General features: G+C 60.9%; 16 protein-coding genes. 7 read left to right on the top strand and 9 right to left on the bottom strand.

From position 1 onward, the window contains the following. Window positions 1-151: 151 nt before the first annotated feature. The gene (locus E5K03_RS00670) at window positions 152-463 is read left to right on the top strand and encodes a non-histone chromosomal MC1 family protein (protein ID WP_138004458.1); all 312 of its coding nucleotides are present in this window, start codon (window positions 152-154) and stop codon (window positions 461-463) included. A gap of 45 nt (window positions 464-508) precedes the next feature. Here E5K03_RS00670 and E5K03_RS00665 read toward each other — a convergent pair whose 3' ends face one another. Both E5K03_RS00665 and E5K03_RS00660 read right to left on the bottom strand, forming a co-directional pair. Beyond that, window positions 509-1,552: a phosphoribosylaminoimidazolesuccinocarboxamide synthase gene (locus E5K03_RS00665; RefSeq protein WP_138004457.1), complete on the bottom strand. Its 1,044-nt coding sequence runs from the start codon at window positions 1,550-1,552 to the stop codon at window positions 509-511. Window positions 1,553-1,696: 144 nt separating this feature from the next. Continuing rightward, window positions 1,697-2,992, bottom strand: coding sequence for an amidohydrolase (locus tag E5K03_RS00660; protein WP_138004456.1), 1,296 nt, complete (start codon window positions 2,990-2,992; stop codon window positions 1,697-1,699). A gap of 135 nt (window positions 2,993-3,127) precedes the next feature. Between E5K03_RS00660 and cofH the strand changes: the two genes are divergently transcribed. The 3 genes from cofH (at window position 3,128) to E5K03_RS00645 (ending at window position 5,637) form a co-directional block, all read left to right on the top strand. Continuing rightward, on the top strand, window positions 3,128-4,525 hold the full coding sequence (gene cofH, locus E5K03_RS00655; RefSeq protein WP_138004455.1) for a 7,8-didemethyl-8-hydroxy-5-deazariboflavin synthase subunit CofH: 1,398 nt from the start codon (window positions 3,128-3,130) through the stop codon (window positions 4,523-4,525). 42 nt (window positions 4,526-4,567) lie between these two features. After that, window positions 4,568-5,113: a metal-dependent hydrolase gene (locus E5K03_RS00650; protein WP_240729903.1), complete on the top strand. Its 546-nt coding sequence runs from the start codon at window positions 4,568-4,570 to the stop codon at window positions 5,111-5,113. Between the two features lie 143 nt (window positions 5,114-5,256). Further along, entirely contained in the window at window positions 5,257-5,637 is a 381-nt protein-coding gene (locus E5K03_RS00645; RefSeq protein WP_138004453.1) for a truncated hemoglobin, read from the top strand. Window positions 5,638-5,792: 155 nt separating this feature from the next. Here E5K03_RS00645 and E5K03_RS00640 read toward each other — a convergent pair whose 3' ends face one another. The 5 genes from E5K03_RS00640 to E5K03_RS00620 all read right to left on the bottom strand — a co-directional run bounded on the left by E5K03_RS00640 (window position 5,793) and on the right by E5K03_RS00620 (window position 10,911). Beyond that, window positions 5,793-6,653 (bottom strand): mechanosensitive ion channel family protein, encoded by an 861-nt coding sequence (locus E5K03_RS00640; RefSeq protein WP_138004452.1) that lies wholly within the window; start codon window positions 6,651-6,653, stop codon window positions 5,793-5,795. Between the two features lie 100 nt (window positions 6,654-6,753). Further along, on the bottom strand, window positions 6,754-7,902 hold the full coding sequence (gene cofG / locus E5K03_RS00635) for a 7,8-didemethyl-8-hydroxy-5-deazariboflavin synthase subunit CofG (RefSeq protein WP_138004451.1): 1,149 nt from the start codon (window positions 7,900-7,902) through the stop codon (window positions 6,754-6,756). Between the two features lie 66 nt (window positions 7,903-7,968). Further along, window positions 7,969-8,586 carry a 2-phospho-L-lactate guanylyltransferase gene (cofC, locus tag E5K03_RS00630; RefSeq protein WP_138004450.1) on the bottom strand — a complete coding sequence of 206 codons (618 nt, stop codon included), beginning with the start codon at window positions 8,584-8,586 and terminating at the stop codon, window positions 7,969-7,971. 62 nt (window positions 8,587-8,648) lie between these two features. Next, window positions 8,649-9,827 carry a tubulin/FtsZ family protein gene (locus E5K03_RS00625; RefSeq protein WP_171006557.1) on the bottom strand — a complete coding sequence of 393 codons (1,179 nt, stop codon included), beginning with the start codon at window positions 9,825-9,827 and terminating at the stop codon, window positions 8,649-8,651. A gap of 184 nt (window positions 9,828-10,011) precedes the next feature. Continuing rightward, entirely contained in the window at window positions 10,012-10,911 is a 900-nt protein-coding gene (locus tag E5K03_RS00620; RefSeq protein WP_138004449.1) for a complex I NDUFA9 subunit family protein, read from the bottom strand. Window positions 10,912-11,073: 162 nt separating this feature from the next. On the opposite strand from E5K03_RS00620, the gene tmk reads away from it, so the two are divergent. Continuing rightward, window positions 11,074-11,664: a dTMP kinase gene (gene tmk, locus E5K03_RS00615; protein ID WP_138004534.1), complete on the top strand. Its 591-nt coding sequence runs from the start codon at window positions 11,074-11,076 to the stop codon at window positions 11,662-11,664. A 16-nt stretch (window positions 11,665-11,680) separates the two neighbouring features. On the opposite strand, the gene E5K03_RS00610 is transcribed toward tmk, so the two are convergent. Further along, window positions 11,681-11,998, bottom strand: a complete 318-nt coding sequence (locus tag E5K03_RS00610) for a hypothetical protein (protein WP_138004448.1) — start codon at window positions 11,996-11,998, stop codon at window positions 11,681-11,683. Window positions 11,999-12,092: 94 nt separating this feature from the next. Here E5K03_RS00610 and E5K03_RS00605 point away from each other — a divergent pair, with 94 nt between their 5' ends. Next, window positions 12,093-13,115, top strand: coding sequence for a thiamine pyrophosphate-dependent enzyme (locus E5K03_RS00605; protein ID WP_138004447.1), 1,023 nt, complete (start codon window positions 12,093-12,095; stop codon window positions 13,113-13,115). Window positions 13,116-13,159: 44 nt separating this feature from the next. On the opposite strand, the gene E5K03_RS00600 is transcribed toward E5K03_RS00605, so the two are convergent. After that, a complete protein-coding gene (locus E5K03_RS00600) occupies window positions 13,160-13,393 on the bottom strand; it encodes an Lrp/AsnC family transcriptional regulator (RefSeq protein WP_138004446.1) in 234 nt (77 codons plus the stop codon). Window positions 13,394-13,506: 113 nt separating this feature from the next. Between E5K03_RS00600 and E5K03_RS00595 the strand changes: the two genes are divergently transcribed. Continuing rightward, window positions 13,507-14,193, top strand: a complete 687-nt coding sequence (locus E5K03_RS00595; protein ID WP_138004445.1) for a potassium channel family protein — start codon at window positions 13,507-13,509, stop codon at window positions 14,191-14,193.

Raw genomic sequence — 14,193 nt, 5'->3', positions numbered from 1 at the left:
TGAAGGGCGCGCGCTCAAGCAGGCGAACCGACGCAGATCCGTCGGTATTGTGGACCGTTTGGTCGACTACTGCGATTGATCCGGACTCTATCGGCCGTTTTCGTGGGTAGTTTTATTATGTTGACCGCTGTATGTATCAAAAGAGTTTCCTATGTCCGACGATAGCTCAACCCGAAACTTCGCGCTGCGCGACGAGAACGGCGAGGAAGACAGCGTCTTCACCGGCCGATATCCCCGACAGGCTGCGCTCAAGGCCGCCCGTCGGCTGCATCCCGCACCGAGCGAAGACGAGATCGACGATCGAGCAACCCTTCGACTCCGCGAACACGGCACCGACAAAGTCCACATCTACGAGGGATGGGCCTGGAAAGAAGAGGCCGACGAAGATTCACCAGATTGGATCGGCGATTCGGTGACCAAGGCGAACGTCGAAAAACAGGGCATCAAACACCTCGACGAGTAGCGGGACTCGACGTCGAGCGACCACCGAGAACGCCGTATCCAGGCCTTACAGCGATCGAACCGCCGCAACGGCCTCCGCAAGCGGAGGCGCGTCGAAGCGATCGCTCCCGGTGTAGGCGTTCGCACCAGCAGCATACATGTCCGAAGCGGCCGCAAGCACCGCATCGGGCAACGACATCGGCTCGATATCACAGAGCGGTCGCCAGTCTGCATCCGCCGAAAGCGCGACCTCCCGTTTCGCCGCCGAAACCGCAGCAACCCAGTCGGGCTGTTCGCGTTTGTAATACTGTCGAATGACCTCTTTTGAAACCTGCTGGCCGTCGTAGGAGAACCGATTCTCGTCGAATGTCCCGAGGACATCGGCGACTTTGATCGTCCCGTCGTGGTACAGACACTCGATCTTGCCGTCTTCGTGGGTCAATCCAACCGACGCAGCCCGCTCGGTGATGATATGGTTGACAGCGAGCGCAAGTTCTTCGAGCCGATCGAGCTCGGCGGCACCGGCGATCGTCGCAGCCTCTTCGCGGTCGAGATAGCGATCCTGTTCTTCGTACTTCGTCGAGAACTCGACGATCGGCTCGGGCAGCGACACCGGCTCGTCGGGCCACGTCTCGACATCGAGACCGTACTCTTCGGGGGTACCTCGCGTTCGGAGACTCGAGCCAACCGGGACGGTGTTTCGGAAGACGATCTCTAAGGGAATCAGGTAGTTTTCGCCGGCAGCGGCGTGGTAGGCCTCGTAGTCGTATCCCTCGTGATCGCCGTCCGGTCCCTCGTAGGGAAGATCTGGAACCTGGGTGAGTTCGATCGCCATCTCCGTCGGCAGCCCCTCGGTGTCCTCGAGGTCGACAGGCTCCTCGCCGCCCGCCGGATCGATGACGCCGCGGTAGTGCGTCGGAATGTGGTTTTCTTCCAGCAGTTCGAAGTTGAACGCCCCCATCATACAGAGGCTTGCACCCTTGTGCTCGATCGGATCAGGCATCTGCCCCCAGTCAAACACCGAGTACGCGTCGGTGAAGACGAACCGCCCGCGGCCGAGGTCGCTCTCGTCGGCAGGGCGGTCGATCACAAATTCCTTGACGCTCGTCATATCTCACTCGCCGGCCGCCTGGCGTAAGTATCTTTCAGTTCTGTGCGTATTCACTCGTCTTAAGAGACAATTATACCCACGTTATTGCATATTCTGGCCAGTTGATCAACAGACGCCTGCATGCGCAGGGAGGGACTCAGGCGATCACCGGACGCCTGCGCGCTCAAGCAGGGCGTTCGCCCGATCGGTCGCCTCGCGCGTGATGGTTCGTTCTCCGAGCGTCAACAGGTTTCGCTCGTGCATGAGCAGCCGGCCGTCGCAGATCGTGTGGCGGACATCGCCGGCATTGGCCGTGTAGACGAGATCGTCGATCGGATCGTGGCCGGGGTGGAACTTCGGCGCACTGCGATCGACGACCGCGAGATCGGCGTTTGCGCCTGGTTCGATTCGACCGCTGTCGATCCCGAGCGCCCGCGCGCCGTTCACGGTCGCCATCTCGAAGGCGGTCTCAGCGGCGATCGCTGTCGGATCGTCGGCGGCGATCTTGCCGATCATCGCGGCGTCACACATCTCGTCGAACATATCGAGGTCGTTGTTTGAGGCCGGCCCGTCGGTCGCGAGCGCGACGTTGACGCCCCGATCGAGCAGCCGCTGGACCGGCGCGAGCCCGCTTGCGATCTTCATATTCGCCGCCGGACAGTGCAGCGCCGTGACGCCGCGATCGGCGAGCAGGTCGATCTCTGCGTCACTGACGTGGACACAGTGCGAGAGCGTGTCTCCCGGCGCGAGCATGTCGAGGCTGTCTGCGTACTCGATCGGCCGCATGCCGTGCTCGTCAACGATGCGATCGACATCCGCTGCGGTCTCGTTGGTGTGGTAGTGCAAGGGATGACCGCCAGCCCTCGCTTTGGGAATGTACGTTTCGAGGTACTCGGTACCCACGGTCGTCGTGCTGTGGGGCTGAACCGTCGTTTGGATCCGACCGCCGGCGGCCCCGTCAAGTGACGATGCCACGTCGATGCTCCGTTGCATGTCCGCGTGGGCGGCCTCGTCGTCCTTGCCGACCGTGATCGCAGTGTGGCCGAGCGCGGCACGGAGACCAGCCTGTTCGACGACGGCGGCAGTCTCGTCGACTTCGAAGTACATGTCCGAGAAGGCGGTGACTCCCGATCGGATCATCTCGGCGATGCCGAGCGCCGAGCCCGCGCGGACGTCGGCCGGTTCGAGTTCGGCCTCAACGGGCCAGACGTCCTCGCGAAGCCACGCGTCGAGCGGCTTGTCGCCGGCGTGCCCACGGAGCAGCGTCATTGCGACGTGAGTGTGTGCGTTGATGAGTCCCGGAATGACGAGCGAATCGGCGGCGTCGACGATCGTCTGGCCACCGGAGACATCGCCGACTTCGAGGATCGTGCCGTCCGATTGGTCGACCAGCACGTCGGCCTCGTCGATCGTCAGGTCCGGGCGGACAACGTGGCCGCCAGCAATACGAAGCGTTGACATACCGACTCTTTTTTGTGTGAACGCAAAAAGGCGCAGCACCCGTGGCTGTCTCAGCAACAGCGATGCCGAAAGACTGTGATCGATCAGCGCGTCGTTACCGTCCGTTTTTTGCTCTTCGACTCGGTTATTATATCGATGACGCGTCCGTCCGCCGCTGAGCTCGATCCCGACGAGTTCGGCTTCGATCGCCCTCGTACCGACCAGTCGTTCGAAAACGCCCTCGAGAAGGCACGAAACGGCGATCGGCTCACAGTCGACGACGGGATCGAACTGATGGCGACCGGGACAGCCACCCAGGGAATCGATCGTGAGCGCAAAGAGCGGGTGCTGGAACTGGCAGACCGCCGCCGCGCGGAGCTCGTCGGCGAGGACGTGACGTTCGTGACGAACCTCAACAACAACGTCACGACCGCCTGCAACGTCGGCTGTCTGTTCTGTAATTTCAAAAACAGCGCTCACCGGTTCGAAGCCGATCACGAGGGCGACCACGACGGCTTCACCAAAACCCCCGCCGAGTCGCGGACGATCGTCGACGAGGCGCTTGATCTCGGAATCTCTGAGGTCTGTTCGGTCTCAGGACTACACCCGGCGTTCGCGCTGAACGACGAACACCACGAGATTCTCTCGGGGTACGACCGTCCCGCAAGCGAGGTCAACTACAAGCCGCCCGAGCGCTACGAAACAGATCCCGGAACGTACCGCGAGCAGATCAAGGCGATGTCGATCGACGGGATCCACGTCCACTCGATGACCCCCGAGGAGGCCTATCACGCCAAACGCGGCACCGACTGGAGCTACGAGTCGATCTATCGGGAGCTTCGGGCCGCCGGCCTCGACTCCGCGCCCGGTACTGCCGCCGAGATCCTCGTCGACGAGGTTCGCGACGTAATCTGTCCGGGGAAAATCACAACCCAACAGTGGGTTGATGCGATCGAGGGCGCGATCGCTGCGGGACTGGACGTAACCTCGACGATCATGTACGGCCACGTCGAAACCGTCGCTCACCGCGTAGCTCACCTGAAGGTGATCCGTGATATCCAGGATCGAACCGGCGGCATCACCGAGTTCGTCCCGCTGTCGTTTATTCATCAAAATACTCCGCTTTTCGAACACGGCGTAGTCGACGGCGGCGCGAGTGACGCCGAAGACGAGTTGATGATCGCCGTTTCTCGGCTGTTTTTGGACAACATCGAGAACATCCAGTCGTCGTGGGTCAAATACGGCAACGCGAAAGGGCTCAAACTCCTCAACTGCGGTGCCAACGACTTCATGGGGACCATCCTCTCCGAAGAGATCACAAAGCGCGCCGGCGGCACCTACGGCGAGTACCGGACAGTCGACGAGTACGCCGACATGATCGCCGCGATCGGTCGGCCAGCCGTCGAGCGATCGACCGACTATCGGACCCGCGTCAGCGTCGATCCAGCCGACGAGCCGATCGGGCCACGGCTGGGTCCCAGAGCGGATGGATCACCGATGTTCCCGCCGGGGCATCGTGAAAAGCCGCTCGGGGCGGCAACAGCGGACGATTAATCCTGCTCGATGCCGTACCAGCGAATAGTACTCGCCCGCATGATGAGCCCCACCCACATTGGTATCGGTATCGCCCTCGCGACCCCGGTTTGGTTCCTGGCTCCCGAACTGGCTGTCCCGGCAGCACTCGGGGGTATTGTTGGCGGTATCGGTCCTGATCTCGACATGTTCGTCGGCGAGCACCGGCGAACCCTGCATTTTCCGGTGTACTACTGGATCGCTGCGCTGCCGGCGATCGCGATCGCGTGGGTATCGCTGCATCCGATCGCCGTCTTTGCGGCGCTCGCGCTCGTTTCGGCGGCAGTGCACTCCATCATGGACTGGTTCGGAGCGGGCCCGGAGGCTCGCCCGTGGCTCCGAACAACGCCGCACGCGGTGTACCTCCATCCAAGGAAGCGGTGGCTGGAGGCGAAATACTGGGTTCGGTACGACGGCTCGCCGGGTGACCTCGTGTTGTCGCTCGTGTGTTTGCTCCCGGCGATCGTCCTGTACGACGGCACAGTCGAAGCGATCGCAGCGATCGCGATCGCGTTTGGGCTCGTCTACAGCGTCGGCAGAAAACGGATTCCCGACTACGTGACGCTGTAGCCGGAGACGGCGATGCAAACCACGCAGAGGACGTTTGAAACCGAGAACGTCGCGTCAGCAAGCGAAGCCGACAGTCTCACAGACCGTGCAGGCCCCGCTGGGATTAAATAAATTATTTCTGATTTTAGAGTAAGGCGTAAATTATGACCCAGGAAACGCTGTACGATCGGTTGGGTGGCTACGATGGTATTCGGGCTGTAGTCGATGATTTTTACGACAGACTGCTCGGCGATGACCAACTGGGGCCGTTCTTTGCGAACGCAGATATGGAGCGGCTACGAACGACACAGGCTGATTTTTTGTGTGAGGCCGCGGGTGGCCCAGAGACCTACGACGCTGGACCGATCCGTGAAGCCCATCTTCACGTTCCCTTCTCCCCAGCGCACATCCAGCGAGCAGTCGACCTGTTATATGAGAGCCTAGCCGAGTTCAACGTGCCTGAAGCGGACGCAGAGATTGTGGTGCAGGCAGTGGCCGAATACGAACAGGACTTGTTGGCGAGGCCAGAAGACGAGAATCAGTAGCCCGTGACAGGGCTAGCCAGGTTAGGAGAGTGGTACAGAACCAACGCGGTTGGGTGGTTCGTGTAAAATATATTGCGGTCACCAGTGGCTCTCGCGATCGCGTCCGCTGGTTCGTTGTATCGAAAAAATAACCGAAATGGCGCCGTATAGCGCTTTCAGGCCTCGTCGGCGACCGATTCGATAACCTCAACCTCGCCGGTGAGCTGGGTGTGTGCGTACGGGATGTCGATTCCTTCGGCGTCAAAGCGCTCTTTGACTGCTTGGACATACTCCGATCGGATCCGAGCGAAGTCCCCGCGAGTCGGGTCCTCAATCCAGAATCGTGACTGTAACCCCACGTCTGAGCCACCCAGCTCGACAAGTCGAACTGACGGTCCCGGATCGGACATGATCTCCGGATGTGACTCGGCCTCCTCGATGATGTACTCGGTCGCCTCGTTGATGTCGTCGTCGTAGCCGATCCCGAAGACGAACTTCTGTCGAAGCGTATCGTACGCAACCGGATTTTTGACCGCGTTGTTCGCGAGATCACCGTTCGGGACGGTGATCTGTTCGTTGTCGAACGTCCGGACCCGCGAGACCCGCAGGTCGATGTCTTCGACGCGACCGCTTTGGCCGTCCCACTCGATCCAGTCGCCAACCACGAACGGCTTGTCTTTCAGAATGAACACCCCCGCGACGAAGTTGCCGATCAGATCCTGTGCAGCAAAGCCGATCGCGAGCGCGAGCGCACCGCCAAGCGTCGCGAACGCAGCGAGAAACGCCCCGAATCCGCCGAGAGTGAACGCCACCGCGATCGCAGCAAACCATATCAGTGCCCGCGTAACGCTCTCACCGAGGCTTCGGACAGCCGAGTCGAATCCTCGGTTTTCCAACGCTTTTACCACCAGTGGGACGATGAGAATTCGTCCCAGCAACAACACCACGATCAGCCCGATAAGAAACGCCACCACTCGCTGGGCGATCGGGACCACGTTGATTGAATCAACCACTCCCTGAAGTACGGTTGTCTGCATGGATACCGATCAGTATATGTTGAAAGAATAGTAAAAATCTGCCGACAGCAGCAGGATTATCGAATCGCTGGTTCGGAGCCGATGCTGCTGGCAGGATGGATCAACGCGGTGCTATCGAGAGCGGCCCGTCGCGATCGGCAACACCGCGGTACCGCTGTCCATGGATGTCCGACGCCGAAAGTGCTGCAGTGATCCGATCGGAAAGCCACCCCGATGTGGTCGGTTCCGCTGGCGTGACCGCGGATCGACGGTGGACAGCGGGCAGATACCGGTCGTACACCGGCAAGCGTTCGTACAGTGGCACACCGGCCGTCTCCGCGAGCGATCGAAGCTCAGAAAGCGCCGGCCACGCGTACGCAGGATTGATATAGTCGTCTGTCACCGGCGAGACGCCGCCGAGGTCGTCAACCCCACAGTCCAGAAGCTGCTCGGTCGGCGAGAGGTTCGGGGGGACCTGCACCGACACCGAGTCAGGCAGCGCTGTCCGCGCCATCGCAACAACGCGTCGCATGGTCCCGACAGATGGCCGATCGAAGTCTGACCTGTCGTTTGGCACCACGTTCTGGACGATCACTTCCTGGATGTGGTCGTAGCGCTCGGCCAGCGCGGCGATCGCGAGCAGGCTCTCAGCACGGTCGCGCCAGGACTCCCCGATCCCGACAAGGATGCCGGTGGTGAACGGCATGCCAGCCTCCCCGGCGGCCTCGATCGTCCGGAGCCGCTGGGCAGGCTCTTTGCGGCGGGTGCCCGAGTGTGCGTCCACGTCGGCGGTCGTCTCCAGCATGACACCCATCGAGGCGTTGACCCCCTTCAGCCGGCGGAATTCGGATTCAGTCACGTCACCGGGGTTCGAGTGTGGGAGCAATCCCTCCTCGAGTGCGATCTCGCAGGCCCGATAGAGGTAGTCGATGATCGACTCGTGACCAAGTTCCGACAGTTGGGTGTGAATGTCGGTGTAGCGATCGTCGGGTTTGTCTCCAAACGTAAACAGTGCCTCTGTACAGCCGGCGTCCGCGCCAAGCCGAACGGTTTCTCTGATCTCCTCGGGCGATAACAGCGTCGCCTCGCCGGGAACGTCGTAGAACGTGCAGTACGTACAGGTGTATCGACACGCCGTCGTCAGTGGCAAGAAGACATTCCGTGCGAACGTCAACGCGGGGGCAGCCGCGACATCCGCGGGACGGACTGTGAGGAGCCGATCGACGGCTGGCTCAGGAATCTCGATCCCCACGCTCTCGAACGACACCATACAGTTGGCTTGCGATCTGAGCGTAAAAAACGTCGGAATCCCCGCGAAATCGACCACAGTCGGCGACTACTCGAGTTTGCGATCGACCGAAATCCGTCCTGAGGCGACGGCGATCGAAAAGTCTCGGTCGCGGAGCCAGCGCGCTGCACGGCCGTCTGTGTGGAGTAACACCTCGCGGAGGTCTGCAGGCTCGTCAATGTCAGTCGCCAATCGCCGCGAATCACATTCTGCGACTGATAAGCCAAGCCGATCGGCGATCTCACGGTGTTTTCGACAGGATGCACCATGATAGTCAACGTGGAACGCCGGGGTGCGGATCACGAGCGCGTTCGTCCCGCCGCCGAGTCCCGGTGCGAGCACGAGATCGCCGTCGGTGTCGAACAGTCGCGACAGCGTGCGGGGAGTCACCAACGGGAGATCTGCCATCACGATCGCGACCGGCCGCTCTGCCCCCACGAGCACGTCGTTCACCGCCGTCGACAACGGCTGAGGGTCGACGGTCGTTGGGACGGGAACGTCTACTTTGGCTGTTGTGATCACGTGGGCGTCGTGGCCGGCTCGATCGATTGCCGCGAGCACGTCTGAGAGCATCGCGTCGGCGAACGCTCGGCGCTCCTGTGCGGAAAGCACCCGTGCGAGCCGAGTCTTCGGATCGGTCGCGTCGAACGGAACGATGACTCTCATCGCACGGAATACGTTTTCAAGGGGAAAAACCAATCCGATCGCAGGGCGCAGCGACCAGACCGTTAAAACAATGACTCGAGTTCGTCTTCGCCGTCGTTGACGAGACTGTCGAGGTTTTCGGTGCTTTCCGCACGGATCTCTTCGAGGTTATCTTGTGCCTCGATCGCGACCTGTTGGAGTTCCTTGATCCGTGGGACGTTCGTAACGCCCGAAAGCAGGATGACACTCGCGACGAAGCCGCGACCCTTGAGCGGGTAGTCACCGCCGCGGACCTCCATGCTGCCGGTCTGCTCTTCGATCCACTTGCGGCCGCGCTCGATGCCCTTCCGGTTGAGATACTCGGAGGGACCAGCCATCACGAGCAGTGCTCGCTCGGCACCATCAATCTCACACGGAAGCGTAAGCCGTCCAAGCGCCGCTTTGCGAACGAGGCTTGTGATGCGATTCGTGGTGTGGGCCGTGTCAAGATCGTCCGTGGTATTGTCACCGCGGAGCCGTGAGAGCAGTCCGCCGGAGTTCCGTTCTTCGACTTCCTCTTCGGCGTACCCGACTGTCGAGACACCACCACCAGAAAGCGTATTGATGATCTCAGAGGAGTCCACAATGCTTTCAGCTACTTCCTGACCGGCTTGGACCTCACCTGCGCCGAAGAGAATGCCAAATCGCTTGACGATTTCTTCGTTGATCTCGTCGTAGCCGCCCTGGACCGACTCGCCGGTCTTCCGCCAGGCATCGTTGTCAAAGACGAGCAGGTTGTCGACCTCGCGGACGAACGTCTGGAACGATCGCGCCGCGTTCAGCGTGTAGATTCCGCCTTCGTCGCTACCAGGCAGTACCCCAAGGCCGTACACCGGTTCGGTGTAGATCCGCTGGAGGTGCTTTGCGAGCACCGGTGCGCCGCCAGAACCGGTGCCGCCGCCGAGCCCCGCGACGACGAGGAACGCGTCAACCTCGTGGACCGGAATTCCGTCAATTGCACCCTGGATCTCGTCGATGTCCTCTTCGGCAACCTCTGCGCCGAGTTCGTTGTCCGCGCCGACGCCGTGACCCTTGACACGCGATTGACCGATGAGTACGCGCTGGTCTTTTGGGATGTTTGTGATGCCCATCAGGTCAGCCTTCGCGGAATTAACCGCAACCGCCGCACGGACGATCTCTGATCCCGTCCGCCTGTCGTATTCGACAAACTTGTCGACGATCTTGCCGCCCGCCTGGCCGAACCCGATCATTGCCAGTTTCATGTGTACCGTCCCCTTGTCATTAAAAAGTAGACAATAGGAAAACGGGTATAAACCTTGTGATCACCGTATCGACCCTGATAACCGGCCAGTTAAACGATCGCCTAAACGGGACCGCAATCACGTGATTTGCGTGGTTGGCATCGTATAAGTCGCCGAGCGGTGAGCGCCTAGTGCTGGGCGTCCATTACCCCTGGAGATAGGTAGAAAACCGCGTTAGTTCCCCTGGATCGACGTCGAACGCGCTGACGTCGTTGTCGGCAGTTGTGTTGTCGAAGCGTAACGATCGGTACTGGTCTTTGCCCATCGGGAATCCCGGAACAGCACCGAGTACTGAGAGCCCGATTCCGGCCATCGCCATCGGGAGTGGGACAATGGAGATCGATTTGCCTTCGGCATCGTAGACGAGTTCGGTGATCTCTCGCAGCGTCAGCGTCTCGGGACCGCCGATCTCGTAGGTCTGGCCGACGTGTTCGTCTTCGTCGATCGAATCTGCGAGCAGTGGAACGAGATCGCCGACCCAGATCGGCTGGAATCGAGTCTTGCCGCCGCCGGGCAGGGGATATATCGGCACACCAGGCGCGAACATCTTTTTGAGCCGTTTGGTGAAGTAGACAAATTCACCGCCCTCACCAAAGACGACCGACGGCCGGAAGATAACCCACTCAAGATCGCTCTCGGTGACGTGGTCCTCGGCACGACCCTTCGCTCGGATGTAGGCGGTGTCACCGTTTGGATCCGCACCGAGGGCGCTCAGCTGGACGAACCGCGAAACACCGCCGGCTTCGGCCGCGTTGACGAGGTTTTCGGTGCCGTGGCGGTGGACCTCGTCGTGCATCTCGTTGCCGCCCTCGGGTTCGAAAAGCGGTGACAACGCGACAAGGTTGACAACCGCATCGTGGCCCGCAACGGCCGACTCGATCGAATCGTACGCAGAGACGTCACCGGTCGCCGTGGAGACGCCCTCGGGGAGGTCATCTTCGTCTGGGGATCGTGACAAAACCGTCACGTCGTGCCCACGATCGAGCAGTTCGCGGCTGAGATGTGTGCCAATGAATCCGCTGCCGCCAGCAACTATGATCTTCATACCGCTTATTCGAGGGGTAGAAACCTAAAAGTACCGTACGCGACGGTGAGTGCGACACAAACACCGACAGAGAGTACCGTGATCGAAGCGGCTCTCAGAACGCGTGGGAGCCTCGCCGGACCGATCGCAGGGTTCTTTGAGAGCGGGCGGCTCACCTCGTCCATGCTCATCACGCTCGAAGGCCTCGACGGGAGTGGAAAGACGACCGTCTGGGAGGCGCTACACGCCACGTATCCCGAGGCGGTCTTTACCCGCGAACCGACTAATTCGTGGTACGGAGAGGCCGTCCAGCGATCGATCGACGACGACGAGGCGGATCCGCTCGCAGGCCTGTTTCTGTTCACCGCCGATCACGCCGATCACCTCTCGCGGGTAATTCGGCCAGCGCTTGCAGCCGACGAACTCGTGATTTCCGACCGATATTCAGACTCACGATATGCCTACCAGGGCGCGGCGCTCACAGAGACCGACCTCGTCCGCCCGATGGAGTACATCAAAGGGATCCACGAGGCATTTAGCCGCACGCCAGATCTGACGCTGTATCTCGACATCGATCCCGAACTCGCCGCGGCTCGCAGCGGCTCAACAAATAAATACGAGCAGGTGTCGCATCTCACGGCAGTACAAGAAAACTACGAACGATTGATTAGGGCCGAACCGGGACGCTTCGTCCGGATTGACGCCACCAAGCCACCCGAGACGGTGATCGACCACGTCGAGGCATCGATCAAGCGATTTCGCGCAGAACACTGAGTGCTCGATGGTAAAACTACCGCGGTTCCGGCAGATCGACGTTTTCGGGAGCCGGAATGTACAACACGTCGATCGTGAATCCGATCGCGAGCGGCAGGCCGATCATCACACCCAACGCGACAGTCGAACTCCCAAGATCGATCCCGATTCCGAGGACGCCGGTGAAAAACAGCGTCGAAATGAAGAGAACGACTGGGATGAAAAACGCGGTGAAAAATAGCCAGCCGCCGGTGGTCTCGAGGCGAATGCGGAAGAACCGGGTCATGATGGCCGAAAGGAACGTGTGGACGACTAACACGAAGACGAAGAGCACGACACCGATCACAGAAGCCATACACGTTGTAGGGCGTGGGTGCTCTTGTTGGTGTCGTTGTGAGAGCAGCCGCTCGCGACGAATCACTTATTTTACCAGTGGCTGATGATCGGACATGCACAGCGTCATTCGGGAGGGGGCCTTCGACACCGGGCCCTACAGCGAGGCAGCGGCGATCGAACTCTATCGGGATATGGTTCGGACCCGCCGGTTCGACGATCGCGCGATCGCGCTGCAGCGCCGCGGCTGGATGAGCGGCTACCCGCCGTTCCGTGGCCAGGAAGCCGCACAAGTCGGGGCCGCCCACGCGATGAGCACGGACGATTGGCTGTTTCCGACGTATCGATCGAACGCGGTACAGATCGCCCGCGGCGTCCCGATGAGCGACATCTTGGCATTCCGGCGAGGGATGCCGGAGTATACCTCCGAACACGAGATTCCGATCTTCCCGCAGGCGGTCCCGATCGCGACGCAGATTCCGCACGCGACGGGTGCGGCGATGGCCAGAGACTACCGCGGCAATGAGGAAGCAATGGTCGTCTGCTTCGGCGATGGAGCCACGAGCGAGGGAGATTTCCACGAAGGGCTCAACTTCGCGGGCGTCTTCGACGCGCCGGTCGTGTTCTTCTGTGAAAACAACGGTTGGGCGATCTCACACCCGACGGCGCGCCAGACTGCTGCAGCGTCGATCGCCGCGAAGGCCGACGCCTACGGAATCGAGGCCGTGCAGGTGGACGGCAACGACCCGCTCGCGGTTCGAGAGACCGTCGAGTCGGCGATCGCAGACGCAAAAGCCGGGACCGCGGTGCTGGTCGAGGCACTGACGTACAGACAGGGCGCACATACAACCGCCGACGACCCCTCCCGATATCGCGACGACGAGTCCGATCTGCCGGCGTGGCGGACCCGCGATCCGCTCGATCGGTACCGTGAGTACCTCCTCGAGGGCGGTGTGCTTTCGACGGCGACGATCGACGACATCGACGAGGCAGCCGACGCAGAGCTCTCAGCAGCGGTCCAGACAGTCGAATCGTTGCCCGAGCCGAATCCCTCCGAACTGTTTACCCATGCCTACGCGAGCCCGACGATGGCCGTCGATCGGAGCGAGCGGGAGTTCCGAACTGACCACAGCGGCTGAGCCGCGATCGGGTGTGGTTGCGAGTGGGTTCTCGACGGTCCCGATCACGCCTCAAGCGAAATGTACGTCTTCGTGTCGGCGACGCCCGAAAGCGACTGAATCTCGCTGGCGGCCGTTTGTAACACCTCGTGGACGTCCGTCGTTTCAACCTCCGCAATGATGTCGAACTCGCCCGCGACAACGTGTGCCTCCGCGACAAGATCGAGACCGCGAATTTTATCGACCAATTCGGTCGAGGAGCCCGTTTGGGTTTTGACGAAGATGTAGGCATAAACCATGTGACCTACTACCACACCATTCGAGAAAAGCGTTCTGACGGCTATGACGACAGGTGATCAATTGGGACACCACAGGGATACAGTTATTCCCTTGCGTGACAATAGCATACCACATGCGATTTATCGTTATTGGTGGCGGACGGGTCGGGCTCAGAACGGCCCGGGTGCTGACAGAGGAGGGACACGAGGTGACGATCGTCGAGCGAGACGCCACGAAAGCCAATCATGCGTCGTCAGCGGGCTTTCGGGTAATCGAAGGCGACGGCTCCCGTGAGGATGTCCTCACCGAAGCCGGCGTTGATGAAGCTGACGCTGTTGGGGCGTTAACCGGCGATCTAAACGCCAACTTCGCGGCGTGTCTCATCGCGAAACACCACGGCTGTTGGACCGTAATGCGGATCGACGAGGACTACCGCGAGGAAATCTACCAGCAGTACGCGACCGAGGTTGACGAGATTGTCTATCCCGAGCGACTGGGCGCGATTGGGGCGAAAAACGCCCTGCTCGGCGGGTCGATCAGGGCGATCGCCGATGTGGCCCAGAACATTCAGATTATCCTCGTTACCGTGACAGAAGAGTCGCCCATGCGAGGATACTCCCTCAGCGAGGTCGCGCTGCCGTCGGATTCGCGGGTCCTCGCATTCGGCAAGGCCGACGAACCGCTCGGGATTCCCCTTCAGGACGATTCACTGGAGGCAGGCGATCGCGTCGCCGTTATCGCCGATTTCGACGTCTTAGACGAGGTTCGGCAGCTGCTCGTCGGGACCACCGAACCCATTGCGGCGGCCGGAGGTGCCTGA

The organism is Halalkalirubrum salinum, from assembly GCF_005543295.1.
Taxonomy (GTDB): Archaea; Halobacteriota; Halobacteria; order Halobacteriales; family Haloferacaceae; genus Halalkalirubrum; species Halalkalirubrum salinum.
The sequence above is the reverse complement of the archived record's forward strand: the minus strand, read 5'-3'. Positions and strand labels throughout refer to the sequence as shown.

Excerpts from the sequence above, each read along its gene's own strand:
- E5K03_RS00670 (WP_138004458.1), top strand. The coding sequence starts at position 152 with ATGTCCGACGATAGCTCAACCCGAAACTTCGCGCTGCGCGACGAGAAC.
- E5K03_RS00665 (WP_138004457.1), bottom strand. The coding sequence starts at position 1,552 with ATGACGAGCGTCAAGGAATTTGTGATCGACCGCCCTGCCGACGAGAGC.
- E5K03_RS00660 (WP_138004456.1), bottom strand. The coding sequence starts at position 2,992 with ATGTCAACGCTTCGTATTGCTGGCGGCCACGTTGTCCGCCCGGACCTG.
- cofH (WP_138004455.1), top strand. The coding sequence starts at position 3,128 with ATGACGCGTCCGTCCGCCGCTGAGCTCGATCCCGACGAGTTCGGCTTC.
- E5K03_RS00650 (WP_240729903.1), top strand. The coding sequence starts at position 4,568 with ATGAGCCCCACCCACATTGGTATCGGTATCGCCCTCGCGACCCCGGTT.
- E5K03_RS00645 (WP_138004453.1), top strand. The coding sequence starts at position 5,257 with ATGACCCAGGAAACGCTGTACGATCGGTTGGGTGGCTACGATGGTATT.
- E5K03_RS00640 (WP_138004452.1), bottom strand. The coding sequence starts at position 6,653 with ATGCAGACAACCGTACTTCAGGGAGTGGTTGATTCAATCAACGTGGTC.
- cofG (WP_138004451.1), bottom strand. The coding sequence starts at position 7,902 with ATGGTGTCGTTCGAGAGCGTGGGGATCGAGATTCCTGAGCCAGCCGTC.
- cofC (WP_138004450.1), bottom strand. The coding sequence starts at position 8,586 with ATGAGAGTCATCGTTCCGTTCGACGCGACCGATCCGAAGACTCGGCTC.
- E5K03_RS00625 (WP_171006557.1), bottom strand. The coding sequence starts at position 9,827 with ATGAAACTGGCAATGATCGGGTTCGGCCAGGCGGGCGGCAAGATCGTC.
- E5K03_RS00620 (WP_138004449.1), bottom strand. The coding sequence starts at position 10,911 with ATGAAGATCATAGTTGCTGGCGGCAGCGGATTCATTGGCACACATCTC.
- tmk (WP_138004534.1), top strand. The coding sequence starts at position 11,074 with ATGCTCATCACGCTCGAAGGCCTCGACGGGAGTGGAAAGACGACCGTC.
- E5K03_RS00610 (WP_138004448.1), bottom strand. The coding sequence starts at position 11,998 with ATGGCTTCTGTGATCGGTGTCGTGCTCTTCGTCTTCGTGTTAGTCGTC.
- E5K03_RS00605 (WP_138004447.1), top strand. The coding sequence starts at position 12,093 with ATGCACAGCGTCATTCGGGAGGGGGCCTTCGACACCGGGCCCTACAGC.
- E5K03_RS00600 (WP_138004446.1), bottom strand. The coding sequence starts at position 13,393 with ATGGTTTATGCCTACATCTTCGTCAAAACCCAAACGGGCTCCTCGACC.
- E5K03_RS00595 (WP_138004445.1), top strand. The coding sequence starts at position 13,507 with ATGCGATTTATCGTTATTGGTGGCGGACGGGTCGGGCTCAGAACGGCC.